Origin of the sequence: Citrobacter sp. Cpo090 (genome assembly GCF_030332665.1) — a bacterium.
GTDB lineage: Bacteria > Pseudomonadota > Gammaproteobacteria > Enterobacterales > Enterobacteriaceae > Citrobacter > Citrobacter portucalensis.
The window spans coordinates 31,351-58,056 of record NZ_JAOWHK010000037.1; the positions used below are offsets into that span (position 1 = coordinate 31,351).

22 protein-coding genes are annotated in these 26,706 nt (G+C 52.4%); 10 read left to right on the plus strand and 12 right to left on the minus strand.

Annotated elements, in window-relative coordinates; all coding sequences use genetic code 11:
- Window positions 1-33: 33 nt before the first annotated feature.
- The 6 genes from OGY83_RS22065 to rtcR form a co-directional block, all read right to left on the minus strand.
- On the minus strand, window positions 34-792 hold the full coding sequence (locus tag OGY83_RS22065; protein WP_126319545.1) for a DeoR/GlpR family DNA-binding transcription regulator: 759 nt from the start codon (window positions 790-792) through the stop codon (window positions 34-36).
- A complete protein-coding gene (locus tag OGY83_RS22070; protein ID WP_286636922.1) occupies window positions 779-1,642 on the minus strand; it encodes a Cof-type HAD-IIB family hydrolase in 864 nt (287 codons plus the stop codon). The genes OGY83_RS22065 and OGY83_RS22070 overlap by 14 nt, the downstream gene beginning before the upstream one ends.
- A 17-nt stretch (window positions 1,643-1,659) precedes the next feature.
- A complete protein-coding gene (locus OGY83_RS22075) occupies window positions 1,660-2,499 on the minus strand; it encodes a beta/alpha barrel domain-containing protein (RefSeq protein ID WP_032942081.1) in 840 nt (279 codons plus the stop codon).
- A 27-nt stretch (window positions 2,500-2,526) separates the two neighbouring features.
- Window positions 2,527-4,113 carry a PTS sugar transporter gene (locus OGY83_RS22080; RefSeq protein ID WP_286636923.1) on the minus strand — a complete coding sequence of 529 codons (1,587 nt, stop codon included), beginning with the start codon at window positions 4,111-4,113 and terminating at the stop codon, window positions 2,527-2,529.
- Window positions 4,114-4,356: 243 nt separating this feature from the next.
- The gene (gene panS / locus OGY83_RS22085; RefSeq protein WP_123269133.1) at window positions 4,357-5,295 is read right to left on the minus strand and encodes a ketopantoate/pantoate/pantothenate transporter PanS; all 939 of its coding nucleotides are present in this window, start codon (window positions 5,293-5,295) and stop codon (window positions 4,357-4,359) included.
- A 111-nt stretch (window positions 5,296-5,406) separates the two neighbouring features.
- A complete protein-coding gene (rtcR, locus tag OGY83_RS22090; protein ID WP_286636924.1) occupies window positions 5,407-6,987 on the minus strand; it encodes an RNA repair transcriptional activator RtcR in 1,581 nt (526 codons plus the stop codon).
- A 450-nt stretch (window positions 6,988-7,437) separates the two neighbouring features.
- Here rtcR and OGY83_RS22095 point away from each other — a divergent pair, with 450 nt between their 5' ends.
- Both OGY83_RS22095 and OGY83_RS22100 read left to right on the plus strand, forming a co-directional pair.
- On the plus strand, window positions 7,438-8,565 hold the full coding sequence (locus tag OGY83_RS22095; protein ID WP_286636925.1) for a slipin family protein: 1,128 nt from the start codon (window positions 7,438-7,440) through the stop codon (window positions 8,563-8,565).
- A gap of 5 nt (window positions 8,566-8,570) precedes the next feature.
- The gene (locus OGY83_RS22100; RefSeq protein ID WP_286636926.1) at window positions 8,571-9,356 is read left to right on the plus strand and encodes a nucleotidyltransferase domain-containing protein; all 786 of its coding nucleotides are present in this window, start codon (window positions 8,571-8,573) and stop codon (window positions 9,354-9,356) included.
- A 42-nt stretch (window positions 9,357-9,398) separates the two neighbouring features.
- Here the strand turns inward: OGY83_RS22100 and lysC are convergent, their stop codons facing one another.
- Window positions 9,399-10,748, minus strand: coding sequence for a lysine-sensitive aspartokinase 3 (lysC, locus tag OGY83_RS22105; RefSeq protein WP_123269130.1), 1,350 nt, complete (start codon window positions 10,746-10,748; stop codon window positions 9,399-9,401).
- 314 nt (window positions 10,749-11,062) lie between these two features.
- On the opposite strand from lysC, the gene pgi reads away from it, so the two are divergent.
- The 5 genes from pgi (at window position 11,063) to OGY83_RS22130 (ending at window position 16,958) form a co-directional block, all read left to right on the plus strand.
- Window positions 11,063-12,712, plus strand: a complete 1,650-nt coding sequence (gene pgi / locus OGY83_RS22110; RefSeq protein ID WP_111466250.1) for a glucose-6-phosphate isomerase — start codon at window positions 11,063-11,065, stop codon at window positions 12,710-12,712.
- Window positions 12,713-13,128: 416 nt separating this feature from the next.
- On the plus strand, window positions 13,129-13,371 hold the full coding sequence (gene yjbE / locus OGY83_RS22115) for an exopolysaccharide production protein YjbE (protein ID WP_286636927.1): 243 nt from the start codon (window positions 13,129-13,131) through the stop codon (window positions 13,369-13,371).
- A 118-nt stretch (window positions 13,372-13,489) separates the two neighbouring features.
- Window positions 13,490-14,128, plus strand: coding sequence for a YjbF family lipoprotein (locus OGY83_RS22120; protein ID WP_286636928.1), 639 nt, complete (start codon window positions 13,490-13,492; stop codon window positions 14,126-14,128).
- A complete protein-coding gene (locus OGY83_RS22125; protein ID WP_194212670.1) occupies window positions 14,125-14,862 on the plus strand; it encodes a capsule biosynthesis GfcC family protein in 738 nt (245 codons plus the stop codon). Before OGY83_RS22120 ends, OGY83_RS22125 begins: the two co-directional genes overlap by 4 nt.
- The gene (locus OGY83_RS22130) at window positions 14,862-16,958 is read left to right on the plus strand and encodes a YjbH domain-containing protein (protein ID WP_286636929.1); all 2,097 of its coding nucleotides are present in this window, start codon (window positions 14,862-14,864) and stop codon (window positions 16,956-16,958) included. The genes OGY83_RS22125 and OGY83_RS22130 overlap by 1 nt, the downstream gene beginning before the upstream one ends.
- A 17-nt stretch (window positions 16,959-16,975) precedes the next feature.
- Here OGY83_RS22130 and OGY83_RS22135 read toward each other — a convergent pair whose 3' ends face one another.
- On the minus strand, window positions 16,976-17,428 hold the full coding sequence (locus OGY83_RS22135; protein WP_079938956.1) for an acyltransferase: 453 nt from the start codon (window positions 17,426-17,428) through the stop codon (window positions 16,976-16,978).
- Between the two features lie 138 nt (window positions 17,429-17,566).
- On the opposite strand from OGY83_RS22135, the gene psiE reads away from it, so the two are divergent.
- A complete protein-coding gene (psiE, locus tag OGY83_RS22140) occupies window positions 17,567-17,977 on the plus strand; it encodes a phosphate-starvation-inducible protein PsiE (RefSeq protein WP_003031674.1) in 411 nt (136 codons plus the stop codon).
- A 45-nt stretch (window positions 17,978-18,022) separates the two neighbouring features.
- On the opposite strand, the gene xylE is transcribed toward psiE, so the two are convergent.
- From xylE to malE, 4 genes are all read right to left on the minus strand, one after another.
- Entirely contained in the window at window positions 18,023-19,498 is a 1,476-nt protein-coding gene (gene xylE, locus OGY83_RS22145; RefSeq protein ID WP_003031675.1) for a D-xylose transporter XylE, read from the minus strand.
- 324 nt (window positions 19,499-19,822) lie between these two features.
- Window positions 19,823-20,713 carry a maltose ABC transporter permease MalG gene (gene malG, locus OGY83_RS22150; RefSeq protein ID WP_079938957.1) on the minus strand — a complete coding sequence of 297 codons (891 nt, stop codon included), beginning with the start codon at window positions 20,711-20,713 and terminating at the stop codon, window positions 19,823-19,825.
- Window positions 20,714-20,869: 156 nt separating this feature from the next.
- A complete protein-coding gene (gene malF, locus OGY83_RS22155; protein ID WP_286636930.1) occupies window positions 20,870-22,414 on the minus strand; it encodes a maltose ABC transporter permease MalF in 1,545 nt (514 codons plus the stop codon).
- Between the two features lie 185 nt (window positions 22,415-22,599).
- Complete coding sequence (gene malE, locus OGY83_RS22160) at window positions 22,600-23,790, minus strand: maltose/maltodextrin ABC transporter substrate-binding protein MalE (RefSeq protein ID WP_057102302.1); 1,191 nt, start codon at window positions 23,788-23,790, stop codon at window positions 22,600-22,602.
- Window positions 23,791-24,150: 360 nt separating this feature from the next.
- On the opposite strand from malE, the gene malK reads away from it, so the two are divergent.
- A complete protein-coding gene (malK, locus tag OGY83_RS22165) occupies window positions 24,151-25,260 on the plus strand; it encodes a maltose/maltodextrin ABC transporter ATP-binding protein MalK (RefSeq protein WP_048215134.1) in 1,110 nt (369 codons plus the stop codon).
- Window positions 25,261-25,351: 91 nt separating this feature from the next.
- Window positions 25,352-26,692, plus strand: coding sequence for a maltoporin (locus OGY83_RS22170; protein WP_133085647.1), 1,341 nt, complete (start codon window positions 25,352-25,354; stop codon window positions 26,690-26,692).
- Window positions 26,693-26,706 lie beyond the last annotated feature (14 nt).

Consider the following 26,706-nt stretch of genomic DNA (forward strand, 5'->3'; position numbering starts at 1 on the left):
ATCCAGAACCTGCTGATAGCGTCATGTATTGTATTATTCAGCAATACGTAATTTTCCGGCGAAGTCCTGCTGTGTATAGCCCGTTGTTCTGAATCGCTTATCTGTGATGATGTTATCGATCTCTTTCAATGTGGCGATACACATCACACCGTCCTGGCCAAATTTTGTATGGTCGGCAAGAATTACCGACTTTTTACTCATAGCAATCATTGATTTGGCAACATAGGCTTCATCGAAGCTTTTCACCAGCACACCATGTTGAGGTGAAACACCACCTGCGCCGATGAAACAGATATCTGCGTGAATAGTGTTTATTTGCTGGCAAACGGAGACGCCGAGATTGGCACGGAAATGGTAGTCATATTCACCACCTAATACATAAACGCGCGCTTTAAGATTATGTTCTTTGATTTTATCGGCAATTAAGGCTGAGTTGGTAATTACGGAATAGGCCAGAGGAGGTAATTGTTCGGCCAGAATAAGATTGGTTGTGCAGGAATCAATGAATAGAGTGTCGTGCTCGCTGACCATCCCGGCGGCAAGTTTACCAATTGCCATTTTTTCTTCGCGGTGTATATCAATCCGCGCGCCAAATTCATCTTCCTGAACAACCTGCTTTTTGACGGCTCCGCCGTGAATTTTGGTAATTTGCCCTTCAGACTCCAGAATGGAGAGATCGCGGCGAATGGTCTCTGATGTGACTTTTAGCGTTTCCGATAATTTGATAACCGTCACTTCACCGAATTTATTTAATTCATCGAGGATATGTTTTCTTCTTTTAATCGGGTTCATTACTTTCCGCCAACGTCGTGCTTTGGCGCATGGTAACTGGATGTGCAGAGCAACGCAACCACTCCAGCGCACAGACAATACCCTCATCATCATTAGAGGCCGTCACATAGCTGGCTTGTCGTTTTACTGCCTCAGGCGCATTCCCCATTGCAATACCAACGCCGGCGGCGGAAAACATACTGATATCGTTTTGCTGGTCACCAATCGCCGCAACCTTTTCTGCTGCTATATTTAGCTGGTGCATTAACATACTAATAGCATAACCTTTATTTATTTCGCTACGTTGGATATCAATGTAATTCTCCCCAGTGATCGTCGCTGTATAGCCATAAGGCAATTTATTATTCACTTCTGTACACAGCTCATTTATTTTTAACTGCTCGGTAACGAGTGTGATTTTATAAATATCTTGCCGGTTTAAAATATTACCGGGTGCTGCAAAAATAAGTGGTAATTCAAATAAACGGGCTTCATAAGTTGTCCATGGCGCTACCTGTAGGTCGCAGCGATGATAAATAGCATCGGCGCTAAAAAAGTGATGAGGACAGAAGGAAAGCGAAATATGTCGGTCAATATCCCGAAGATTCATACAAGAGAGCGCTGCAGTATGAATATTGCGCTGCTGCGCCATCTCGAGGATCTGACCTCCGTTGAAGCCTGCGCACCAGCCAAACAGCGTATTAACCTGCTGCTGCTGTAGCAGGCGCATCATAGAGGAGACTGGTCTGGCGGAACAGGCGGCCAGCAGGCCACCGCGCTGGTGGAATTCGATGAGTGCCTGACGTGTGCGTGGACTGATTGTCTTTTGCGAAGTCAGTAGTGTTCCATCCAGATCGGTGACCAGTAACATGCTTCTTTCCCTTAATCTCAATGCGCAATAAACGGTGTGACAGCTTCTTTGGCGGCGTTGCAGACCATATTGTCGATTGCCGTACCGACGACCAGAATATTGACCCCGGTATCCTTAAACGCTTTAGCATTGGCGAGGTTAATTCCGCCTTCCGCCAGCGTCGGCACGCTTACCGCGCCGACCAGTGCCCACAGGCGATCTTTAATGGCTTGCGGAATATCACCTGCGGCTACGCCTTCGTAGCTCATACCGGTCATTAAACCAATCATGTCGACGCCAATCTCCTGCATCCGTTTTGCCACGCTGGCGACCTCTTCCGGAGTGCGTGCAGGAATACCGAAAGTATGCAGGTCATCCGGGTGGCCAATATAAGCATCAACGGTCAGGCCATACTGATGGGCGAGATTAACGATGTCCTGTAGATCGTCCCAGTCAGATTTATGGGTGTGTAAGCCATCGGCACCAGCACGAGCAATCTCCAGTATCTCCGTTTCCGTGAGTGGGACCGGTAACGTTTCGGTAAAGCCTCCTGCGATACCGACAGTAATGAAGATATCGTCAGGAACCACATTACGCACGCCATGTACTGCTTCGGCCATCTGGCTGTTAGTGATTTCGTGGCGGATTTGTTCCGCCGCGTGCATGTTGCTCACCCCCTTATGCCCACGCGCCAGTGCCAGTGCGGGATGGTTCGGTTCGAGCAGCTTAACGCCTGCCTCACATACTGCTTTTGCCAGACGCGCATCGTCGCCGGTTATCCCTGTGCTGAGGATGGTCTGCCCGCCGTGCAGCGTGATGGCATCTTTCACTTTCTGTAACGCTTTAGCGCGTTTTTTATTCATATCGCCTTTAAACATGGTGTACCTCTGGTGTTGGTGCATTAATTAATGGGCCGACGCGGTAGATTCTTTCTGTGCGACAGCCTTAAAACGGTTGGCAATAATGGTGGAAATACAGGTCAGGCCCATGACGGTAACCATCACAATCGCCATTTGCAGCGCATTGCTGGATAAGAACGGAGAGGCAAATGCGGGGACATAAGCCACGCCTTTAACGTTAAAGAAACCCAGCATCATGCCGCCCAGACCGGCCCAAACGATTGCTGAACCAAAGACAATTTTGTTGGCAAACATGAACGGATAGGCCGATTCAACGAAGGTCCCAAAGCCGAGGTTGATAAGCAGGCCGGGTGTCGCGACGGCAGCTTCGCTTTTTTCTCGTGGTGCGATGACGTTAGCCAGGTTGATTCCTGCAGCAACCATCACCAGGCCTACCATATCGACAGCGCCGAGGAAGCTGACTCCGGATTTTTCCATTTCCAGGAGCACCAGCGGCAGAATGACCGCGTGATAGACGCCCCCCAGAATAGCTGGCCAGATAACCAACCCAGCCAGCAGGCCGGCAAGAATAGGGCTGAAGGCCAGCGTGCTTTCGATAGCCAGTTTGATGTAATTACCTGCTGACAGCGCCAGCGGACTTAGCAGATAGTGCATGATTAACCCAGCGGCCAGGCCCGAGATCCCACCCGCTACAATGTTGACGGTGGTCATCGGAAAGCGCCAGTTCAGGCATAATTCGAACAGCCAACGAACGAAAATCCCTGCCATCAAACCACCGATGATCCCTCCAATCAGACCGCCTTCGACGGAAAGCACTCCGGCGACCACCCCGGCAACAATTGAGACTTCATCCAGTTCCGAAATCTGTTTTGCTGCGAGAACCGCAACTAAAACCGGCAGGCCCTTCAGTAGAATTTCAAAGATATCGTTGAGTTTTTCCAGGCCAGGAATGTGACTGAGTGCGAGCACGATTGCCATGGCGATAAAGCCCGGCAGCGCAGGGATCATTATGCTGCGAATATTGAAGCGCTTAAGCAGACTTTTTCCAGAACCGCCCTGTGAAGGAGAAGCACTGCCCAACTGTGGTTTGTATTTAATACCCCAGTGCTTACACAGTGATGCGATGAAGGAAACTGCGCGGGTTCGACTGGTGGTACCCGTCGTGCCCGATGTTGCGACGACATTTGCCCCCTTTGCCGCCACTAGCGCCATTGAGGTCCCGCCGGTGCCAACAATCGGTGTTTTCATTTCAACAGCTGCGGCAAAGACAGCCTGATTGGCCTTCACCGGATCGGCGCTCATCACGATGATCCCATCGATCTCACCGTTACGGATCATTTCGGCAATCCTGAAATCGCTCTCAACTACCGAGTCGTTCACTTCTGAAAGTTTGCCCTGAAATATCCTTTGTGGTTTTTGTTGGTTTTCTGTGGTTAGTGCAAACACCGACGCTGGCGTGTGAGCTTTGGCAACGTCCATTGAGGCTTCTGCCGCAATGAACTGCACAGCGGCAACTTCAACTCCTGCGGCTTCGCACTGCTGGTAAATTTCCTGGAGTAGCTTTTCTGGTTCAGCACCACCCAGGTTGTAGAGGTTGCCTCCACTGCTTCCAATAATCGCAATTTTTTTCATAGCGGCCTCGAAGATAGGGTAAGGGTTTATCTGTGTTGTAGTGGAATTATATTCCCAATTAAAACAAACCAAATCAACATTAATAAAATGATTAAACTGAGGTTTGAAACAGGTTTATTTGTATATTTGGTTGAAATATAACAATTAAATAATTATTTTGTTTTGTGTTGGTATTTGTTGTTTTGTGATGAGGTTCAAATGCAGGTAGGGAGAAATGGAGGATGCCTCCTCCATTTATGAAGATTAGTGTTGTTTTACTGCGTGTGGTTTCTCTTCAATCGGCTTGCCGGACCAGTAGCCTGCCAGCAGCGAACCGGAAAGGTTATGCCAGACGGAGAACAACGCGCCGGGCAGGGCGGCAAGCGGGCCAAAGTAGATCTTGCCCAGCGCAGCGGCAAGTCCTGAATTCTGCATGCCCACTTCGATAGCCAACGTACGGCAGGTTGACTCGTCGAAACCAAACAATTTTCCGCCCCAGTAGCCGCCGAGCAGGCCAATGGTGTTATGCAGGATTACGGCGATAATCACCACAAAGCCGACGGACGCAATGTGCGAGGCAGAACCCGCCACGACGGCGCTGATGATCGCCAGAATGCACACCATTGAAAATGCGGGCAGATACGGTTCCACGGCTTTTACGACGCGTGGGAACAGATGGTGAATGACCAACCCCAACGCAATCGGAATGACCACGATCTGCAGAATACTCAGCAGCATACCCATCACATCTACCTGGATATGCGCATCGACATACAGTCGCGTCAGCAGCGGTGTGGCGACAACGCCGACCAACGTTGAAACCGATGAAATAGTCACAGAGAGGGCCACATCGCCTTTCGCCAGATAGATCATAACGTTTGATGCTGTTCCGCTGGCGACGCTACCGACCAGTACCATCCCTGCGGACAGTTCCGGCGGCATATTAAAAGCCAGCGCCAAAATCCATGCAGCGAGCGGCATCACCAGATAGTGCAGAAAAATACCTGCCGCGACCGGTGCAGGACGTGAGAGTACGCGTTTAAAGTCGTCAACCTTCAGGTGAACGCCCATGCCGAACATGATTAGCATCAGTAATGACGGCACGAATGGCCCGACAGGCGTAAAGGTGGAGGGCGTGTAATACGCAATAACAGAGAGTAGCAGCGCCCATAACGGGAACAGCCGCGTGAGAGTAGCGAGCATGTTATATTCCTTGCGATTGAAATGTGTTGTGTTGTTATAAAAAAGCCGGGATCGAGCCCGGCTATAGTTATTGTTTATCGCGTGATGGAATATTATTCAAACAAATTATGTTTATGTTCCGCTGCGAACGCTTTCCCAGCTCAGCCCGAAGCGGGCGAGATATTTGCGCAGGCGGTCTGCATCGTTAGGATTGACTTTTTTCTGCCGTGAGACGGCAAACAGTTCGCGTCCGGCTTCCGATAGCGACGGGCTGCGGCGGCACACTTCCAGCACCGTTTCTAACTGGCGGCGATCGAAAAGGTCAATGTCCATGTTCAGTTCCGGTTGCGAAGCGGTAATCTGCCAACTCTCCTTTAACAGCGCAATTTCTTCTTCGACAAGGGATAAGGTGATGCGCCCCTGTTCGGCAAGCGTCGCCATTCGCGCGATGGATGAACTTAGCTCGCGAAAATTGCCGCGCCACTGCGCCTGTGGGGAGCAGGCAAATGCCAGATAACAAGCACGAGCCTCTTTGTCGAAACGGATCTGCATCTGTTTGCTGCTGGAAAAACGGTGTAGCTCATACTCGACGTTCGGGGCGATATCTTCCCGCCGCTGCGCCAGACCGGGCAGGGCGAAGCTCCACATATTGATACGCGCATAGAGATCTTCGCGAAAACGGCCCTCGGCGACCCATTGCTGCATATCACGATGGGTTCCGGCAATCAGCTGAAAATCGCTGTGTACCTCTTTGTCCGATCCAAACGGGAAAAAGGTTTTTTCTTCTATCGCTTTTAGCAGCATAGCCTGCTCATCCAACCCCAGTTCGGCTATCTCATCGAGAAACAGCACGCCGCCATCTGCTTCTCGCAGTAGTCCGCTGCGTGCCGTGAGTGCGCCGGTAAACGCTCCTTTCACGTGACCGAACAACGTAGACATCGCGTTGTCGCCACGCAGGGTTGCGCAGTTGACGGCGACCAGTTTTCCCGCCACCTGATGCCTCGACTGGCGTAGCTGAAAAATACGTTTCGCCAGGAAGGATTTACCCGCGCCGGTGGGGCCGGTGAGCAGGATCGGGTCGGTCGAACGTAGAGCCACACGCTCAATGCGATCGATCAGTTTATTGAAGGTGGCGTTGCGCGTATCAATACCGGCCTTCAGGAAAGAGACCGACTGCTGCTGTTCGCGCTGAAAACGACTGGTGAGCGTGGCGTAGCGGCTTAAATCGAGATCGATTACCGAGCAAACGCCAGCGGCGACGGCCTCGTCCGATGAACCGGCAGGAGCCGGACTGGTTTGCAGCAGGCTGGCGGGCAGGTAGCGGGCTTCCGTTAGCAGAAACCAGCAGATCTGCGCGACGTGCGTTCCGGTGGTGATGTGCACCAGATACTCTTCGTTTTCCGTATCAAAGCTGTAGTGGGTGGCGAAGTCGAGAAAGGCGGCGTAGACCTCTTCAAAATCCCAGGGGTCGTTAATGGTCACGGCATGTGGGCGTACTTCGGTGTCAGGTGAGAGCAGCGCGACGTCTTCAATCAACCTTTGCGCCATGCCCTCATCGCGTGGCTGGTGGAGCAGTTCCAGTCTGTCGACAGGGAAATCAGGCTGTTGGCACAATCCAACCGTGGGTCGCCACTTTTTAAATCGATTAGCGCGTTTACCGCGCTTGTCCAGCACCGTACCCAGTACGCCAATTACAACCCGCCGCTTTTTCATGGTTTATCCAAAAAGATAAATTAAGAGATTAAAAGATAAAAAAATTAACCGGGTGAGACAACTGCCAATATTAGCAATAATAATTAAATTCATATAAATCAATCAATTAAAAAGAATTAATGACAGTTTTCATTTTTGGCACGCTTCTGGCAATAACTATTACGTCAATCATGCTGAAAACGCAGGGGGTTAAACCTCGCCGGCACGTCAGGAACGGCACAGGCTGTTTTCCGGGAGTGTTCCGTCAGCCGATGGCACACAGTGGGTTCGATTCCCAATTTCATCCTCCAAATGAAAACTGGTTGTTAATCATAGAAATAAAGCGGAGCAATGCGCAGTTAGCACGCTCCAGAACAGGCTGCCGGTAATGATGCCGTGCGACAGGCAAAAGGGAATTCCCCTGTCGCTTCGCCCCTGCACCCGCACCTGACTCACAATAAGGAATAAAAAATGATGAAAAAAATCACTATTCGTAAAGGCCAGCTTGGCCTGTTATCCCGACAGGGTGATTACTATCAGGTACTGGATGCAGGTGAACACCGTTTGCCATGGTTTAACACACCGGACGTTCTGGTGATCAATACCGATGGCAGCGAGATTCCGGAAGCGCTGGCGGAGTATTTACGCCGCTTCCAGCCTGCATGGGTGGAGCAGTACTGTGTGGTGGCTGATTTAACCGATACCGAAGCGGGTGCGCTGTATGTGAACGGCGTCTTGCAGGAAATTTTGCCACCAGCCACGCGCCGTTTGTACTGGCGCGCAGAGGAAGCACTGAAACTGGTGCGCATGGATACGCGTCAGGTTTTAGTACCGGTTGAGGTGATGCATGCGGTGTTACAGCCACGACGTAACGGTACGGTGAAAGGTCGTGAAGCCATCTTAACGGTGCAGGTTCCTGCGTGGCACGTTGGCGTGCTGAAAATTGATGGCGAAACCCAGGCGCTATTGCCGCCGGGTTTAACCGCATACTGGAAGGTAAACCATCTGATTGAAGCTGAAGTTGTTGATACTCGTTTACAGGTACTGGAGGTCGGTGGGCAAGAGATCCTGACCAAAGATAAGGTCAATCTGCGTTTAAATCTGGCCGCAAACTGGCGTTATAGCGATGTGTTGCTCACTTTTGGTCAACTGACCAAACCGTTGGATCATCTTTACCGCGAGTTGCAGTTTGCCCTGCGTGAAGCGGTGGGAACGCGCACGCTGGACGAGCTGCTGGAAGATAAGCAGGTGATCGATGAGGTGGTGAGCGCGCAGGTGAAAGCCCGAATGACGCCGTTTGGTATCGAGGTCGCTTCGCTCGGCGTGAAAGATATAGTCCTGCCGGGGGATATGAAGGCCATCCTGTCCCAACTGGTTGAAGCCGAGAAATCCGCCCAGGCCAACGTGATCCGCCGTCGTGAAGAGACTGCCGCGACGCGATCGCTGTTAAATACCGCGAAAGTGATGGAAAACAACCCGGTGGCGCTGCGCTTAAAAGAGCTGGAAACCCTCGAAAGAGTCGCTGAACGTATCGATAAAATCTCGGTGTTCGGTGGCCTCGACCAGGTGCTGCACGGCCTCGTGAACATAAAAGGATAAGAATAATGAGCTACAACACAGTGGACGACGCGATACGTGAAAGGGTATTGCGCCAGCTAAAAGAGGTTGAGCAGCGCTATGACGTCAGGGTGCTGTATGCCTGTGAATCCGGCAGCCGTGGCTGGGGATTTGCCTCGCCGGACAGCGACTACGACGTGCGATTTCTCTATGTTCATCCACCTGAGTGGTATCTGCGGGTCGAAGCGCCACGAGATGTTATCGAGTTGCCGATAGATGATGAGCTGGACGTGTGTGGCTGGGAATGGCGCAAGGCGCTGGGGTTACTGAAAGGCGCGAACCCTACGCTTATCGAGTGGCTGGACTCGCCAGTGGTCTATCGGCAGGATGAAGTGACCGTGTCGGCGCTGAAAGCGTTGGTGCCGAAATGGTTTTCCCCGCTACGTGCCCGCTGGCACTACTACTCGATGGCGCGAAAAAACTTCCGTGGCTATCTGCAAGGTGACGACGTGCGATTGAAAAAGTACTTTTACGTCATTCGGCCGCTGCTGGCGGTGCGTTGGGTGGAAGCGGGGAAAGGCGTGCCACCGATGCGTTTTGCCGACCTGCTGGCGGGAAGTGAACTGGATGCGCCGTTGCGTCAGGAAATTGATGAACTGCTGGAACGCAAGCAGTGTGCGGGTGAAGCGGAATACGGCCCGCGTCGTCCACTGTTGCATACGTTTATCCGCGCCGAACTGGAAAGAGGAGAGATTCCTCCGACGTTACCGGATTGCCGGGAAGGCGATGTCAGGGAGTTGGACAGATTGTTATATGAAACGGTGATGCGGTGAAAATGCCCGATGGTACAAGAGCCATCGGGCGTTGGCATCTACTCACTCAAACAAATTATGGTGCAGCTTCTGTACCACTTGTTCGGCTTCAGTACCGGGCACCAGGAAGCACAGGTTATGGCTGGATGCGCCGTAGCAAATCATGCGGATGTTGAACGGTTCCAGTACGCCGAACACCTCTTTACCCACGCCACAGGCTTTGGACAGGTCGTTGCCAATCAGTGCCACCAGCGCCAGGCCTTCTTCCACTTCAACCCGACACAGTGCAGACAGTTCCATCAGCAGAGACTGTGTTAACAGTGTATCGCCGGTGGAGGTGGAGCCTGTAGTATCCAGCGTCAGCGCCACGCTGACTTCGGATGTGGTAATCAAATCTACCGAGATATTGTGGCGTGCCAGGATGCCGAACACTTCCGCTAAAAAGCCGCGAGAGTGCAGCATATTCAGGCTATGCAGCGTTAGCAGCGTTTGCTTACGGCGCAGTGCCAGCGCCCGGAACAGCGGTGGATTCGCGGTTTTATTGCATACCAGCGTACCGCCTGCTTTTGGATCTTTACTGGAGCCAACAAACACTGGGATATCGCTACGTACGGCAGGTAACAACGTTGCCGGGTGCAGCACTTTCGCGCCAAAGGTCGCCATTTCTGCGGCCTCTTCAAAGGCGATTTCATCAATACGCTGCGCCGCCGGAACAACGCGCGGATCGGTCGTGTAAATGCCGGGAACATCGGTCCAGATATCGACGCGCGTGGCGTGCAGCGCTTCGGCCAGCAGGGCTGCCGTATAATCGCTCCCGCCGCGCCCCAACGTGGTGGTGCGGCCTTTACCTTCACTGCCGATAAAGCCCTGAGTAATCACCAGACCTTCGCTCAGACGCGGGGCTAACTGGAGCGTTGCCAGTTCGGCCAGCGCCACGACATCGGGTTCTGCGCGGCCAAAACGATCGTTGGTGCGCATCACTTTACGTACGTCAAACCACTGCGCCTGCACGTTGCGTTCACGCAGGATCTCGACGAACAGCAGGGTAGACATCAGTTCACCGTGGCTGACCAGTTCGTCGGTCAGCGCGGTTGAGGTCGCCAGTGACGCCGCCTCAGCCAGCGTGGTGATGTTTTCCAGCAGACGTTCGATCTCTTCACGGATCACGTTTGGATAACGCAGGCGTTCCAGAATATTGAACTGAATTTGACGAATGGCGTCGAGTTTTTCGAAGCGCGCGGTTGGCTCCAGCCCTTCAGCCAGTGCGACCAGCAGGTTGGTGATCCCCGCAGAAGCGGAAAGTACCACTACACGGACGTTAGCATCAGAAAGCACTACATCAGCGCTGCGATTCATGGCATCAAAATCCGCCACGCTTGTACCGCCAAACTTGGAGACAACTACATCAGTCATAACTACCTCGTGTCAGGGAATGAATAGAGCGACCATGGCACATAAGGCAGAACAGAAACCGGTGCAGGCGCAAATGCAAATACCGTATTTATAAATAAAATGTGTAGCTTGCACTGTCAACGCTGGGATTATGCGGATTTTTCATGCTGCAACTGCGTTGAGTAACGGTACTAATAACAACGCTGATAACCGCTATACTTTTTAGCCACGTTTGGCGGATGCCCTGGCAATGGCATTAAAACAATCACACTTTTCTGTGACTGGCGTTACAATCGATCTCAGTCACAATTCTCAAAATCAGAAGAGTATTGCTAATGAAAAACATCAATCCAACGCAGACCTCAGCCTGGCAGGCACTACAAAAACACTTTGAAGAAATGAAAGACGTTACTATCGCGGATCTTTTCGCGAAAGATAGCGATCGTTTCACTAAGTTTTCCGCGACGTTTGACGATTTGATGCTGGTGGATTTCTCCAAAAACCGCATCACTGAAGAGACGCTGGCTAAACTGCAGGATCTGGCGAAAGAAACCGATTTGGCAGGCGCCATCAAGTCCATGTTCTCCGGTGAGAAAATCAACCGCACTGAAGACCGTGCCGTGCTGCACGTGGCGCTGCGCAACCGTAGCAATACGCCAATCATTGTTGATGGCAAAGATGTCATGCCGGAAGTGAACGCAGTGCTGGAGAAGATGAAATCTTTCTCTGAAGCGATCATCTCCGGAAGCTGGAAAGGCTATACCGGTAAAGCCATCACTGATGTAGTAAACATCGGTATCGGCGGTTCTGACCTCGGTCCGTTCATGGTGACCGAAGCGCTGCGTCCGTATAAAAATCACCTGAACATGCACTTTGTGTCTAACGTCGATGGTACGCACATTGCCGAAGTGCTGAAGAAAGTGAACCCGGAAACCACGCTGTTCCTGGTCGCTTCCAAAACCTTCACCACCCAGGAAACCATGACCAACGCCCACAGCGCGCGCGACTGGTTCCTGGCGACTGCAGGCGACAACAAGCACGTTGCCAAACACTTCGCTGCGCTCTCCACTAACGGTAAAGCGGTTGGCGAGTTCGGTATTGATACTGCCAATATGTTCGAGTTCTGGGACTGGGTTGGCGGTCGTTACTCCCTGTGGTCTGCAATCGGTCTGTCCATCATCCTGTCCGTAGGCTTCGACAACTTTGTTGAGCTGCTCTCCGGCGCGCATGCGATGGACAAACACTTCTCCACCACTCCGGCTGAGAAAAACCTGCCGGTGCTGCTGGCGCTGATCGGTATCTGGTACAACAACTTCTTCGGTGCCGAAACCGAAGCGATTCTGCCGTATGACCAGTATATGCACCGTTTCGCGGCTTACTTCCAGCAGGGCAACATGGAATCCAACGGTAAATACGTTGACCGTAACGGCAATGCGGTGGATTACCAGACAGGCCCAATCATCTGGGGTGAGCCGGGTACTAACGGCCAGCATGCGTTCTACCAGCTGATTCACCAGGGCACCAAAATGGTTCCGTGCGATTTCATCGCGCCGGCAATCACCCACAACCCGCTGTCGGATCACCATCCGAAACTGCTGTCTAACTTCTTCGCGCAAACCGAAGCGCTGGCATTCGGTAAATCTCGTGAAGTGGTTGAGCAGGAATACCGCGACCAGGGTAAAGATCCGGCAACGCTTGACCACGTTGTGCCGTTCAAAGTGTTCGAAGGTAACCGTCCAACGAACTCCATCCTGCTGCGCGAAATCACGCCGTTCAGCCTGGGTGCGCTGATTGCACTGTACGAACACAAAATCTTCACTCAGGGCGCTATCCTGAACATCTTCACCTTTGACCAGTGGGGCGTTGAGCTGGGCAAACAGCTGGCGAACCGCATTCTGCCAGAGCTGAATGATGACAAAGAAATCACCAGCCATGATTGCTCGACTAACGGATTGATTAACCGTTATAAGTCCTGGCGTGCCTGATGGCGCTACGCTTATCAGGCCTACAGGCACACACTTGTAGGCCGGATAAGGCGTTTAGCCGCATCCGGCATTAATGAAATAAAAAGCCGATATTAATATCGGCTTTTTTTATAAGAATGCTCCAGGGTATCTACGTTTTAGCTTCACACCTTAATTGAGTTTAATCCTAAAATAATTTTCTTAATGTTATTCAATTTCTGGTGTTTTCGGATTTACCGGATATTGCATTTTGATTTTTATATTTTAATTTATTGATTTATTTGTCTTTGTTGTATTTTTTAAATATTTATATTTTCGTTATCTAATTATCCTAAATTCCCGCGTAGCGTAATTTGCACACTTTGGCTTGTGTATACTCGATCTCGCCCGAAATTCTTTTGGGTAAATCTCCATTCATACAATGAAGGGAATTTGTGATGACAAAAGTTCTGTATGGCCTGTGGGCTATATCTGCGCTTGCGGCGACTTCTGTCTATGCCGCCCCCGTTCAGGTGGGTGAGGCTGCAGGGTCGGCTGCTGCGTCGGTTTCGGCAGGAAGTTCCTCCGCAACCAGCGTGAGCACCGTAAGTTCTGCGGTGGGGGTTGCCCTGGCGGCGACCGGTGGCGGCGATGGTTCTAATACCGGAACCACAACCACCACAACCACCAGTACCCAGTAATAAAGGTACGTTTAATTCTAACCACACTTCGGTGTGGTTATTTTGAATTGCCAAAAGTCTGTGGGATTTGTAGGCCGGGTAAGCGTCGCGCTACCCGGCAATAATGCGGAGAAACGTCGTGAAGCGACCAGCGCTCATAATGGTTTGCCTGTTACTGCAGGCGTGCTCAGCCACCACCGAAGGGTTGGGGCATTCGCTGTGGGATAGCGTGTTTGGTACTCCCGGCGTACAGATGACGGACGATGAAATCCAAAATATGCCCTACGCCAGCCAGTATATGCAGCTAAACGGTGGTCCCCAGCTGTTTGTGGTACTCGCATTTGCGGAAAACGGACAGCAGAAATGGGTGACTCAGGATCGGGCTATTCTCGTCACGCAGCATGGGCGCATTGTGAAAACGCATCTCGGCGGGGACAACCTAATTGAGGTGAATAATCTGGCGGCAGACCCACTCATCAAACCCAATCAGATAGTCGATGGCGCAACATGGACCCGCACGATGGGCTGGACCGAACATCAGCAGGTACGCTATACCACCGCACGCTCGGTTTTCACATGGGATGGCGCAGACACCATCAAGGTCGGCAACGATGACACGCCGGTACGGATCCTCGATGAAGAGGTAACCACCGATCAAACGCGCTGGCATAACCGCTACTGGATCGACAGTGAAGGGCAGATTCGCCAGTCGGAACAGTATCTTGGCGCGCATTACTTCCCGGTGAAAACCACGCTGATTAAGGCGGCAAAATCATGATCAAACGAGCCGTTATGGCGCTGCTGTTGAGCCTGAGCGCAGCGTCTGTTTTTGCTGCGGGCAGCGTTAAGGTCTTTACCTCCGCCAGCGACGAGCCAAAAACGCTGACCGGGGCCGAACATCTGCTCGACCTGGTCGGACAGCCGCGGTTGAGCAATAGCTGGTGGCCTGGCGCGGTTATCAGCGAAGAGCGGGCGACGACGGAGGCGGAACGTCAGCAGCAGGCGTTACTAGCTCGCCTGGCGACTCTGGGTGCCGAAGAAAGCGGTGACGATGCTGCCGCTATCAACGCATTACGCCAGCAAATTCAGGCGTTGAAGGTGACCGGAAGGCAGATGATTAATCTTGACCCGGATGTTGTGCGCGTCAGCGAGCGAGGCAACCCGCCGTTGCAGGGCAATTACACGCTGTGGATCGGAGCGCAGCCAACGCATATCACGCTGTTTGGCCTGCTAAGCCATCCGGGTAAACAACCGTTTATGCCCGGGCGTGATGTTGCCAGTTATCTCGATGGGCAAAGTCGGCTTAGCGGCGCGGATCGTAGCTTCGCCTGGGTTATCTATCCCGACGGGCGCACGCAAAAAGTACCGGTCGCTTACTGGAACAAACGTCACGTTGAGCCGATGCCCGGCAGCATCATTTATGTCGGACTCTCTGATGCTGTCTGGAGCAGCACCCCGGATGAAATCAATGCCGACATTCTTCGCACCCTGACCCAGCGGATACCCGAATAATGAGAAAAACTTACCTGCTCAGCTTACTGGCGCTGGGCGTAAGCGTTGCCTGCCATGGTGAAACCTGGCCCGCGCCCATTGGGCCTTCCCAGTCCGATTTTGGCGGCGTGGGGCTGCTGCAAACCCCAACCGCACGCATGGCGCGCGAGGGCGAAATGAGCCTCAACTACCGCGATAACGATCAGTACCGCTACTACTCTGCGTCGGTGCAGCTCTTCCCGTGGCTGGAAACCACGCTGCGCTACACCGATGTGCGTACCAAACAATACAGTAGCGTGGAGTCGTTTTCTGGCGATCAGACTTACAAGGATAAAGCTTTTGATCTCAAACTGCGGCTGTGGGAAGAGAGCTACTGGATGCCACAGGTGGCTGTTGGCGCACGAGATATTGGCGGAACTGGCCTGTTCGATGCGGAGTATATTGTGGCGAATAAAGCCTGGGGACCGTTTGATTTCTCGCTTGGTCTGGGTTGGGGATATCTCGGGACCAGCGGCAACGTCAGCAATCCGTTTTGCTCATACAGCGATAAATTCTGCTATCGCGATAACAGCTACAAGCAGGCCGGTTCTATTGACGGCAGCCAGATGTTCCACGGCCCGGCATCGCTGTTTGGCGGAGTTGAGTATCAGACGCCCTGGCAGCCGTTGCGTCTGAAACTGGAGTATGAGGGAAACAATTACCAGCAGGATTTTGCGGGCAAGCTGGATCAGAAGAGCAAGTTTAACGTCGGCGCTATTTATCGCGTCACCGATTGGGCCGACGTTAACCTCAGCTATGAGCGCGGGAACACCTTTATGTTTGGGGTCACGCTGCGGACTAACTTCAACGATCTGCGGTCAAACTATAACGACAACGCCCGCCCGAAATACCAGCCACAGCCGCAGGATGCCATCCTGCAACACTCGGTGGTGGCGAATCAGCTAACGCTGCTGAAATATAACGCCGGACTGGCCGATCCTAAAATTCAGGTGCAGGGAGATACGCTGTATGTGACCGGTGAACAGGTGAAATACCGTGATTCGCGCGAAGGGATCGAACGTGCCAACCGGATCGTGATGAACGATCTTCCCGACGGGATCCGCACGATCCGTATTACGGAAAATCGTCTTAACTTACCGCAGGTGACGACCGAAACGGAGGTTTCCAGCCTCAAGCGCCATCTGGAAGGCGAACCGTTGGGCCATGAAACCCAACTGGCGCAAAAACGCGTTGAGCCCGTGGTGCCGAAAACGACCGAGCAGGGTTGGTATATCGATAAGTCACGCTTCGATTTCCACATTGATCCGGTGCTTAACCAGTCGGTGGGCGGCCCGGAAAACTTCTATATGTATCAGTTGGGCGTGATGGGAACGGCGGATTGGTGGGTTACCGATCATCTGCTGACCACCGGGAGTTTGTTCGCCAACCTCGCCAATAACTATGACAAATTTAACTACACCAACCCGCCTCAGGATTCGCATTTACCACGAGTGCGTACCCACGTGCGCGAGTATGTGCAAAACGATGTCTACGTGAATAACCTGCAGGCCAACTACTTCCAGTCACTCGGAAACGGGTTCTACGGACAGGTTTACGGTGGCTATCTGGAAACCATGTACGGCGGAGCGGGGGCGGAAGTGCTGTATCGTCCGCTGGACAGCAACTGGGCGTTTGGTGTTGATGCCAACTACGTGAAACAGCGTGACTGGCGTAGCGCGCAGGACATGATGAAATTCACCGACTACAGCGTGAAGACCGGGCATTTGACGGCTTACTGGAATCCGTCGTTTGCCCAGGATGTACTGGTGAAAGCCAGCGTGGGTCAGTATCTGGCGGGGGATAAGGGCGGAACGCTGGAAGTGGCGAAACGCTTTGACAGCGGCGTAGTAGTGGGCGGCTATGCGACCATCACCAACGCCTCGCCGGATGAGTACGGAGAGGGTGATTTTACCAAAGGGGTATACGTTTCCGTGCCACTGGACCTGTTCTCGTCAGGTCCGACCCGCAGCCGTGCAGCGATTGGCTGGACGCCGCTAACGCGTGATGGTGGCCAGCAGCTTGGACGTAAGTTTGGTCTGTATGACATGACCAGCGATCGCAGCGTGAATTTCCGTTAATCGAGCTAACCGGCAAGTTATATGCGACGCAATAATTTTGCCGGGTTTCCCGCATACACGCCTTTCTCGGTGATCGATTTGGTCACCACGCTCCCTGCGCCGATGACCGCGCCATCGCAAATAGTGACCGCCAGAATGGTCGCGCCACTGCCGATCGAAACATCGTCGCCAATGATAATTCTTCCCCAACTGTTGCGGTCGGCGTTGGGTTTTCCTTCGCGAAACATATCGTTGGCGAACATCACGCCATGACCGATAAAACAGCGGGCTCCGAGGGTGACATATTCGCAGATGAAGGTGTGCGACTGAATTTTGCTGTCTGCACCAATCTGCGTATTGCCCTGGATTTCAACAAATGGTCCGACAAAAACGTTGTCACCCAATGTGCAGTCGTAGAGATTGGCGGGTTCATAAATCACCACGTTCTCACCGCAGGTAACGTTGCGGACAGCGGATTGTCTTAGCTGCATACTTCATCCTGTGAAATGTGTCGTGACATTCATCATTCCCCACTGACCTTTCTTGCACAAAACATAAACAAAAAATGTAGATCTCTGTCACATTTTTGCGTTATACAGGAACCCTGTCACTGAGTAAGAGGTGCTGTTATGACGTCGCTATCTCGTCCGCGCGTGGAGTTTATCTCCACCATCTTACAGACCGTGTTGAATCTGGGGCTGCTGAGTCTGGGTCTGATCCTGGTTGTATTCCTCGGGAAAGAAACGTTGCATCTGGCAGATGTGCTGTTCGCGCCGGAACAAACCAGCAAGTATGAGCTGGTGGAAGGGCTGGTGGTTTACTTCCTCTACTTTGAATTTATCGCGCTGATTGTGAAGTACTTTCAGTCAGGTTTTCACTTTCCATTGCGCTATTTTGTCTATATTGGGATCACCGCGATTGTGCGGTTGATCATCGTCGATCATAAAGCGCCGATGGATGTGCTGATCTATTCCGCGGCGATCCTGCTGCTGGTGATCACCCTGTGGCTGTGTAATTCTAAACGGCTGAAGCGAGAGTAAAAGACAACACGCCGCAATCGGACTGCGGCGTGTTGCAGGTCAGGATCACTGCGCAGAGGCTGGCTGGGTTTTCTCTGCGGCGGGTTCCCACAGTTCCTCAAGTTCTTCCAGCGTTTTACCTTTGGTTTCCGGCACGAATTTCCACATAAACAGCGCCGCCAGAATGCCCATACAACCGTAAATCCAGTAGGAGAAACCGTTGTGGAAATGGGAAACCAGCCACGAATTTTTGTCCATCATCGGGAAGGTCCAGGAGACGAAATAGTTCGCCAGCCATTGAGCGGCAACGGCAATGGCGAGCGCTTTGCCACGAATCGCATTCGGGAAGATTTCTGCCAGCAGCACCCAGCAAACCGGTCCCCAGGACATAGCGAATGCGGCGACGTAAAACAGCATCGACAGCAGAGCAACCAGCCCGGAAGCCTGGGTATAAAACGCGGTACCGAGGCTGAACATACCGATGGCCATGCCCAGAGCGCCAATAATCTGCAGCGGTTTGCGACCAAATTTATCCACCGTCATGATTGCCAGCACGGTGAAGCTCAGGTTGATCACGCCAACAATAATGGTCTGTAACAGGGCCACGTCGGTGCTGGCTCCCAGCGTTTTAAACACCTCCGGGGCGTAGTAGAGCACGACGTTAATACCGACGAATTGCTGGAAGATGGACAGCATAACGCCGATGACGATAACGCCTGCGCCAAACATCAGCAGGCGGCCGCCGGTTTTACGACCATGTTCCAGAGACTGATTGATCTCCTGCATGGCTTGGGTGGCGAGGGTGCTGCCCATAATTTTGCGCAGAATACCTTCCGCTTGTTCGTGTCTGCCACGTGCCATCAGCCAGCGCGGACTTTCCGGTACGGTGTACAGCAGCAGTAAAAACAGCAGGGCGGGAATACTTTCGGACGCAAACATATAGCGCCAACCATCGGTATTCAACCAGTTAGCGTCGCCTGAACGGGCGATAAAATAGTTAACGCAATACACTAACAGTTGACCAAAAATAATGGCGAACTGGTTAAATGACACCAGTTTCCCGCGAATGTGTGCGGGCGCCAGTTCAGCAATATACATTGGTGAGAGCATTGAAGCTAAACCTACACCAATACCCCCAATGATACGATAAATAACAAATTCGGGAACGTATCCGGCTAAATAAACGGGTACGGCGTTATCCGGGTTAATAGTCGTAAAACCTAATTCTGGCCAGGCGGAACCAATACCGGAAATAAAGAACAGCAGCGCTGCGATTTTCAGCGAGTCCCGGCGACCAAACCGGTTACTGCAATAGCCGCCCAGTGCACCGCCGATGATGCAGCCAATCAACGCACTGGCGACGCAAAAGCCCAACAGCGAGTTGGCGGCGGATTCACTTAAGTGTTGAGGGGCGACAAATACTGTATTTAAGGATTCTACCGTTCCGGATATGACTGCAGTGTCGTAGCCGAATAATAGCCCTCCTAATGTTGCCACTAATGTAATCGAAAAAATATAGCTGGAATTATATTGGGTGTTCATTCAGACCTGCCTTAGAGGGTACAGCTCTTTTGATCAGTGCTGTGATGGTGAATTTAACAGGCAGGGAAGACAATTATCATTTTTTACATTGCAATTATGTTTTGTCTTTTCTGTGATCTTAATTCTGTTTAATTTGCATGCGTTCAGGTGGAAAATAGAATTGCAGTGATGGGGAGCACGAAAGGAAATAATCGTAAGTGTAATACAAAATAACATAAAAAAAGGGCGCTCCGTAGAGCGCCGAATAACAGTCACAGGTTGGGATAACATAAGTTGAGGGTTGCAGTGGCATTGCCCGTTGCCGGGCAGTTACTTCGGTAAAACTTAACCTTTCACACCGCCCGCTGTCAGTCCGTTGACCAGCCAGCGCTGTGCCAGCAGGAACACCAGAGTGATCGGAATGGCGGAAAGTACAGCTGCGGCGGCAAAGTCGCCCCACAAATAGTTCTGTGGATTGAGGTACTGCTGCATACCTACCGCAAGGGTATAGCTGTCCACATCACGCAGCAGCAGTGACGCGACCGGTACTTCGGTAATAGCGGCAATGAAAGACAGAATAAACACGACCGCCAGAATTGGTACGGAAAGCGGCAGCAGCACCAGGCGGAATGCCTGCCACGGCGTAGCGCCATCCAGCGCGGCCGCTTCTTCCAGCGAACCGTCGATGGTTTCGAAATAGCCCTTAATCGTCCATACATGCAGTGCGATACCGCCGAGATAAGCGAAGATCACGCCACCGTGTGTGTTCAGACCAATAAACGGAATGTACTGGCCCAGGCGGTCAAACAAGGCATACAGCGCGACCAGAGACAGCACCGCCGGGAACATCTGGAAAATCAGCATCCCTTTCAGCAGGGTTGCTTTGCCTGGAAAACGCATACGGGCAAAGGCGTAAGCACAGGTGGTGGAAAGCGTCACGATACCGATCGCGGTAATGCTGGCCACTTTCACCGAGTTCCACAGCCATAACAGTACCGGGAACGGCGGTGGCGTCACGCGGCCATCCGCGTGCTCAACGCTAAAGCCCAGCGCCAGTTTCCAGTGTTCCCAGGAGATGTTTTCCGGAATCAGGCTGCCGGTGGCAAAGTTACCTTCGCGCAGCGAGATAGCGATAACCATCAGCAGTGGGAACATGATTGCTGCGATAAAAATCAGCAACCCTAAGTGCGTTGCGAATAAACGTAACTTCTGAGATTTGGGTTGAACCATAGCCATAATATTTTTACTCCCCTTGATACCGCTCCAGGCTATTTTGCTTGCCATTTTGAACTCGGGCAGTGCTCAGAATCCTCACGTACTACGTGTACGCTCCGGTTCTTCCGCGCTGGCCGAGCTCAAACTGCCCGCGCCAATGACGCCTGGTTATTCCAATTAATCAAACTTCATACGTGTGGCTTTCAGGTTCACAATCGCCAGTGCGCCGACCAGCAGGAAGATCAGTGTGGCAATTGCTGCTGCCAGACCGAAGTCCTGACCACCGCCGCCTTCAAAGGCGATACGGTAGGTGTAGCTCACGAGCAGATCGGTATAGCCTGCTGGAGTGGTGGTGCCAAGACGGTCCGGGCCACCGTTGGTCAACAGCTGGATCAGCACGAAGTTGTTAAAGTTAAAGGCGAAGCTGGCGATCATCAGCGGCGTCAGCGGCTTAATCAGCAGCGGTAGCGTAATCTTAAAGAAGTTCTGGAACGGGCCTGCGCCATCCATCGCCGAGGCTTCATACAGGTCGTCAGGGATCGCTTTCAGCAGACCCATGCACAGGATCATCATGTACGGATAGCCCAACCAGGTGTTGACGATAATAATCATCGAACGCGCGGTGGTTGGGTCGCTGAACCAGGCCGGTTTGATGCCAAACAGCGCGCTCAGCATCATGTTGATTTCACCAAAGCTCTGGTTGAACAGCCCTTTGAAAATCAGAATCGAGATAAACGACGGTACGGCATACGGCAGAATCAGCAGCACACGGTAAATCGCTTTGCCTTTAAGAGACTCCCACTGTACGAGACAGGCCAGCACCATCCCCACGGCAACGGTCAAAATAACAGTCAGTACCGAGAAGACCACCGTCCAGACGAAGATGGCGAAGAACGGTTTCTGGATACCTTCGTCGGTAAACACGCGAGTGAAGTTATCCCAGCCAATGGTAACGGTATAGCCTGGGCTGAGTTTTTCGCTACCCCAGCTACCGTCAGCGTTAATCGCCTGATAATAGCCAATATCGTTGTTGGCGCGGTATTTTACGCCGCTCTGGCTGTTGGTGAGCGTACCGTCATCCGCGAGCGTATAGAGTGGCTGTGTGCCGGAAAACTGGCGCAGCGAATTCATGGTAACTTTGCTTTCATCCGGCAGGATGGCGGTCAGTTGGGTAAGCGCCTGTCGATTCTGCGTGATGATACGCAGCGTTGCACGTTCGCCCGCCGGCAGCGCCTCGGCTTCTTTCAGTTGCAGTTTCTGCTCGCCGCCAAATTTAAAGGCGTCGGAGAGATAATTCTTGCCAGTTTCACCGTCGGTGAGGGCCAGTTGCCACTCATCACCCGCTGGATACAGGCCAAAGTTGTAGGTTTTACCTGCCTGATAAGAACGATCCATCAGGACTTCCTGAGCACGTTCAAAGGTCAACTGGTTGGTGCTGCTGTAGTTGGTAAAGGCAATCGCGATAGTACAAATCAGCGGAAACAGGACAAACAGCCCCATACCGGCAACGCCAGGGTAAACATAGCGCCAGGCATAGGCTTTACGGTTAGCGAAAATATACAGGCCAGCAGAGCTTAAAATCAGCGTCATGATGGCAAACAGGTACTCCCCCTGAGCGTACATCAAAACAACAAGGTAACCGACCAGCAGCCCAAGCAGACCCATCACTGACCATTTCAGCGTGTCGCTTTGCCACCAGTGTTTCTTTTTAATGACATCCATGGGGATCTTCCTCTTTACGCTTTATCCTTCGCACTACCTCTTTGTTGGCTGCGGAAGCTCACCCCAGTCACTTACTTATGTAAGCTCTGGGGATTTGCCCCCTTGCCGCCTCGATGTAGCGCGAATGATTTCGCGTAACAACGTATTCAATAAACCTGATTCCCTAAAAAATAAGGGAAACCGTATTACTTGGTGATACGACCCTGTGCATCTTTCAGCGCGGCATCGACGGTCTGACGGCCGCTGGCTGCGTTGATCACTGCGGTACGAACGGCATACCAGAATGCGGACATCTGCGGGATGTTCGGCATGATTTCGCCTTTCTGGGCGTTATCCATGGTGGCGGCGATACGTGGATCTTTCGCTAACTGCTCCTGGAAGGATTTCAGCGCAACGGCGCCCAGCGGTTTATCCTTGTTCACTTCATCCAGACCCTGATCGGTCAGCAGGTAGTTTTCGAGGAACTCTTTCGCCAGTTCTTTGTTCGGGCTGGCGGCGTTGATACCGGCGCTCAGAACGCCAACAAACGGTTTAGACGCTTTGCCTTTGAAGGTTGGCAGCAGCGTGACGCCGTAGTTGATTTTGCTCTTGTCGATGTTGGACCACGCCCACGGACCGTTAATGGTCATCGCGGTATCGCCTTTGTTAAAGGCCGCTTCGGCGATGGAGTAGTCGGTATCCGCGTTCATGTGTTTGTTCTTGATCAGATCAACCAGGAAGGTCAGACCCGCTTTCGCGCCAGCGTTATCCACGCCCACGTCTTTCACATCGTACTTACCGTTCTCAAACTTGAACGCGTAACCACCGTCGGCAGCAATCAGCGGCCAGGTGAAGTACGGTTCTTGCAGGTTAAACATCAGCGCGGATTTACCTTTCGCCTTCAGCTCTTTATCCAGCGCAGGAATTTCTTCCCAGGTCTTCGGTGGGTTTGGAACGAGGTCTTTGTTGTAAATCAGCGACAGCGCTTCAACCGCGATCGGGTAGGCAATCAGTTTGCCGTTATAGCGTACGGCATCCCAGGTGAACGGATAGAGTTTGTCCTGGAACGCTTTATCAGGCGTGATTTCAGCCAGCAGGCCAGACTGAGCGTAGCCGCCAAAGCGGTCATGTGCCCAGAAGATGATGTCCGGGCCGTCGCCGGTCGCGGCAACCTGCGGGAATTTCTCTTCCAGTTTGTCCGGATGCTCAATAGTGACTTTGATACCGGTGTCTTTCTCGAATTTTTTGCCCACTTCAGCGAGGCCGTTATAGCCTTTGTCGCCGTTAATCCAGATAACCAGCTTACCTTCTTCAATCTTGGCGAGAGCCGAGGCGGAAAACATCATCGTCGTTAATGCAGACAATGCGAGGATGCGTGCGCCAGTTTTGATTTTCATAGTTCCCATCCTGTTTGGTGATTTTGCAGAGGTGGCTTAACGGTTACTAGTTTCTTTATACGACAACCTCTTTCCATCCTCCTTACCCCTACGCCCCACCCGCTCTTTATGTGATCTGTGTTACATAAATGTGAGTATTGCGCACTGGCGCACATAAAAACCCACTGATTTTTGCAGGCTGCATCACGAAATTCCTCCGCTGCGTACGGCCCGGGTCTCAGACGCTGCTCTCTCATCCTCCCGCCTCCTCCCCCATAAAAAAGCCGGGGGGTGGAGGATTCACGCAGTCAAGGGATCGCGCATAGTCAGCCCATCATGAATGTTGCTGTCGATGACAGGTTGTAACGAAGGGAGAAGGGCATGGCGAGCGTACAGCTACGAAATGTAACGAAAGCCTGGGGTGACGTGGTGGTATCGAAAGATATCAATCTCGACATTCACGAAGGGGAATTCGTGGTGTTTGTCGGACCGTCAGGCTGCGGTAAGTCGACCTTGCTGCGTATGATCGCCGGACTTGAAACCATCACCAGTGGTGACCTGTTTATCGGGGAGACCCGGATGAACGACATTCCGCCCGCCGAACGTGGTGTGGGCATGGTCTTTCAGTCCTACGCGTTGTATCCCCATTTGTCCGTCGCGGAAAACATGTCGTTCGGCCTCAAACTGGCCGGAGCGAAAAAAGAGGTGATGAACCAGCGCGTGAATCAGGTTGCGGAAGTTCTGCAACTGGCGCACCTGCTGGAGCGTAAACCAAAAGCGCTTTCCGGCGGACAACGTCAGCGTGTGGCGATTGGCCGAACGCTGGTCGCCGAACCGCGCGTTTTCCTGCTGGATGAACCGCTTTCAAACCTCGACGCCGCTCTGCGCGTGCAGATGCGCATTGAAATCTCCCGCCTGCATAAACGTCTTGGCCGCACGATGATTTACGTCACCCACGATCAGGTCGAAGCGATGACGCTGGCCGACAAAATTGTGGTGTTGGATGCCGGTCGCGTAGCGCAGGTCGGTAAGCCTCTGGAGCTGTATCACTACCCGGCTGACCGCTTTGTGGCGGGCTTCATTGGTTCCCCGAAGATGAACTTCCTGCCGGTGAAAGTCACGGCAACGGCCATCGATCAGGTGCAGGTTGAACTGCCCAACCGCCAGCAAATATGGCTCCCGGTAGACAGCCATGCGGTACAGGTTGGCGCCAACATGTCTTTAGGTATCCGCCCGGAACATCTGCTGCCCAGCGATATCGCCGATGTCACCCTCGAAGGTGAAGTGCAGGTGGTCGAGCAGCTTGGTCACGAAACACAAATTCATATCCAGATCCCCGCCATCCGTCAAAACCTGGTTTACCGCCAGAACGACGTGGTGTTGGTAGAAGAGGGTGCCACATTCGCTATCGGCCTGCCGCCAGAGCGTTGCCATCTGTTCCGTGAGGATGGCACTGCATGTCGTCGGTTGCACCAGGAGCCAGGCGTTTAAGGTCCCCATAAAAAAACGAAACGCAAAACCATTCGCAGTTTTAGAAGGTGGCAGCGTTTAAAGAAAAGCAATGATCTCAGGAGATAGAACGATGATTACTCTGCGCAAACTCCCTCTGGCGGTTGCTGTAGCAGCAGGCATTATGTCTGTTCAGGCAATGGCTGTGGATTTCCATGGTTATGCTCGTTCCGGCATTGGCTGGACAGGTAGCGGCGGTGAACAACAATGTTTCCAGGCAACAGGTGCACAAAGTAAATACCGTCTTGGTAACGAATGTGAAACCTATGCGGAAATTAAATTAGGTCAGGAAGTGTGGAAAGAGGGCGATAAGAGCTTCTACTTCGATACTAACGTTGCCTATTCCGTTGCACAGCAAAATGACTGGGAAGGGACTGACCCGGCCTTCCGTGAAGCCAACGTGCAGGGTAAAAACCTGATCGAATGGCTGCCAGGCTCCACTATCTGGGCCGGTAAGCGCTTCTATCAGCGTCATGACGTCCACATGATCGACTTCTACTACTGGGATATTTCAGGTCCTGGTGCGGGTCTGGAAAACATCGATGTAGGCTTCGGTAAACTGTCTCTGGCTGCAACCCGTTCTTCTGAAGCGGGTGGTTCTTCCTCCTTCGCCAGCAACAGCATTTATGATTACACCACCCGTACCGCGAACGACGTGTTTGACGTTCGTTTAGCGCAGATGGAAATTAACCCAGGCGGTACGCTGGAACTGGGCGTTGACTACGGTCGTGCAAACCCGCGCGATGATTATCGCCTGGTTGACGGCGCATCTAAAGATGGCTGGATGTTCACCGCTGAACACACCCAAAGCATGCTGAAAGGCTACAACAAGTTTGTGGTTCAGTACGCTACCGACTCCATGACCTCTCAGGGTAAAGGCTTGTCTCAGGGCTCTGGCGTGGGCATTGATAGCAACTCCAACTTTGCTTACGACATTAACAACAACGGCAGCCTGCTGCGTATCCTCGACCACGGCGCAATCTCTCTGGGCGATCGTTGGGACCTGATGTACGTCGGTATGTACCAGGATATCGACTGGGATAACAACAACGGCACCAAGTGGTGGACCGTGGGTGTTCGTCCAATGTTCAAATGGACGCCAATCATGAGCACCTTGTTGGAAGTGGGCTACGACAACGTCAAATCCCAGGAAACTGGCGATACCAACAACCAGTATAAAATTACTCTGGCACAGCAGTGGCAGGCTGGCGACAGCATCTGGTCTCGTCCGGCTATCCGCGTCTTCGCAACCTATGCTAAGTGGGATGAGAAGTGGGGCTACGACTACAACGGTAACCCATCTAATAACGCGAACTTCGGTAAAGCAGTTAAAGACGGCTTTAACGGCGGCTCCTTTGGTCGTGGCGACAGCGATGAATGGACCTTCGGTGCCCAGATGGAAATCTGGTGGTAATCCAGCACTAACCT

Bases quoted from the DNA above. Each gene is read 5' to 3' on its own strand.
- lysC (WP_123269130.1), bottom strand. From the start codon at position 10,748: ATGACTGATGTAGTTGTCTCCAAGTTTGGCGGTACAAGCGTGGCGGAT.
- yjbE (WP_286636927.1), top strand. From the start codon at position 13,129: ATGACAAAAGTTCTGTATGGCCTGTGGGCTATATCTGCGCTTGCGGCG.
- xylE (WP_003031675.1), bottom strand. From the start codon at position 19,498: ATGAACACCCAATATAATTCCAGCTATATTTTTTCGATTACATTAGTG.
- malK (WP_048215134.1), top strand. From the start codon at position 24,151: ATGGCGAGCGTACAGCTACGAAATGTAACGAAAGCCTGGGGTGACGTG.
- malF (WP_286636930.1), bottom strand. From the start codon at position 22,414: ATGGATGTCATTAAAAAGAAACACTGGTGGCAAAGCGACACGCTGAAA.
- OGY83_RS22095 (WP_286636925.1), top strand. From the start codon at position 7,438: ATGATGAAAAAAATCACTATTCGTAAAGGCCAGCTTGGCCTGTTATCC.
- OGY83_RS22100 (WP_286636926.1), top strand. From the start codon at position 8,571: ATGAGCTACAACACAGTGGACGACGCGATACGTGAAAGGGTATTGCGC.
- pgi (WP_111466250.1), top strand. From the start codon at position 11,063: ATGAAAAACATCAATCCAACGCAGACCTCAGCCTGGCAGGCACTACAA.
- OGY83_RS22065 (WP_126319545.1), bottom strand. From the start codon at position 792: ATGAACCCGATTAAAAGAAGAAAACATATCCTCGATGAATTAAATAAA.
- rtcR (WP_286636924.1), bottom strand. From the start codon at position 6,987: ATGAAAAAGCGGCGGGTTGTAATTGGCGTACTGGGTACGGTGCTGGAC.
- OGY83_RS22135 (WP_079938956.1), bottom strand. From the start codon at position 17,428: ATGCAGCTAAGACAATCCGCTGTCCGCAACGTTACCTGCGGTGAGAAC.
- panS (WP_123269133.1), bottom strand. From the start codon at position 5,295: ATGCTCGCTACTCTCACGCGGCTGTTCCCGTTATGGGCGCTGCTACTC.
- OGY83_RS22080 (WP_286636923.1), bottom strand. From the start codon at position 4,113: ATGAAAAAAATTGCGATTATTGGAAGCAGTGGAGGCAACCTCTACAAC.
- OGY83_RS22070 (WP_286636922.1), bottom strand. From the start codon at position 1,642: ATGTTACTGGTCACCGATCTGGATGGAACACTACTGACTTCGCAAAAG.
- OGY83_RS22075 (WP_032942081.1), bottom strand. From the start codon at position 2,499: ATGTTTAAAGGCGATATGAATAAAAAACGCGCTAAAGCGTTACAGAAA.
- psiE (WP_003031674.1), top strand. From the start codon at position 17,567: ATGACGTCGCTATCTCGTCCGCGCGTGGAGTTTATCTCCACCATCTTA.
- OGY83_RS22130 (WP_286636929.1), top strand. From the start codon at position 14,862: ATGAGAAAAACTTACCTGCTCAGCTTACTGGCGCTGGGCGTAAGCGTT.
- OGY83_RS22170 (WP_133085647.1), top strand. From the start codon at position 25,352: ATGATTACTCTGCGCAAACTCCCTCTGGCGGTTGCTGTAGCAGCAGGC.
- malG (WP_079938957.1), bottom strand. From the start codon at position 20,713: ATGGCTATGGTTCAACCCAAATCTCAGAAGTTACGTTTATTCGCAACG.
- malE (WP_057102302.1), bottom strand. From the start codon at position 23,790: ATGAAAATCAAAACTGGCGCACGCATCCTCGCATTGTCTGCATTAACG.
- OGY83_RS22125 (WP_194212670.1), top strand. From the start codon at position 14,125: ATGATCAAACGAGCCGTTATGGCGCTGCTGTTGAGCCTGAGCGCAGCG.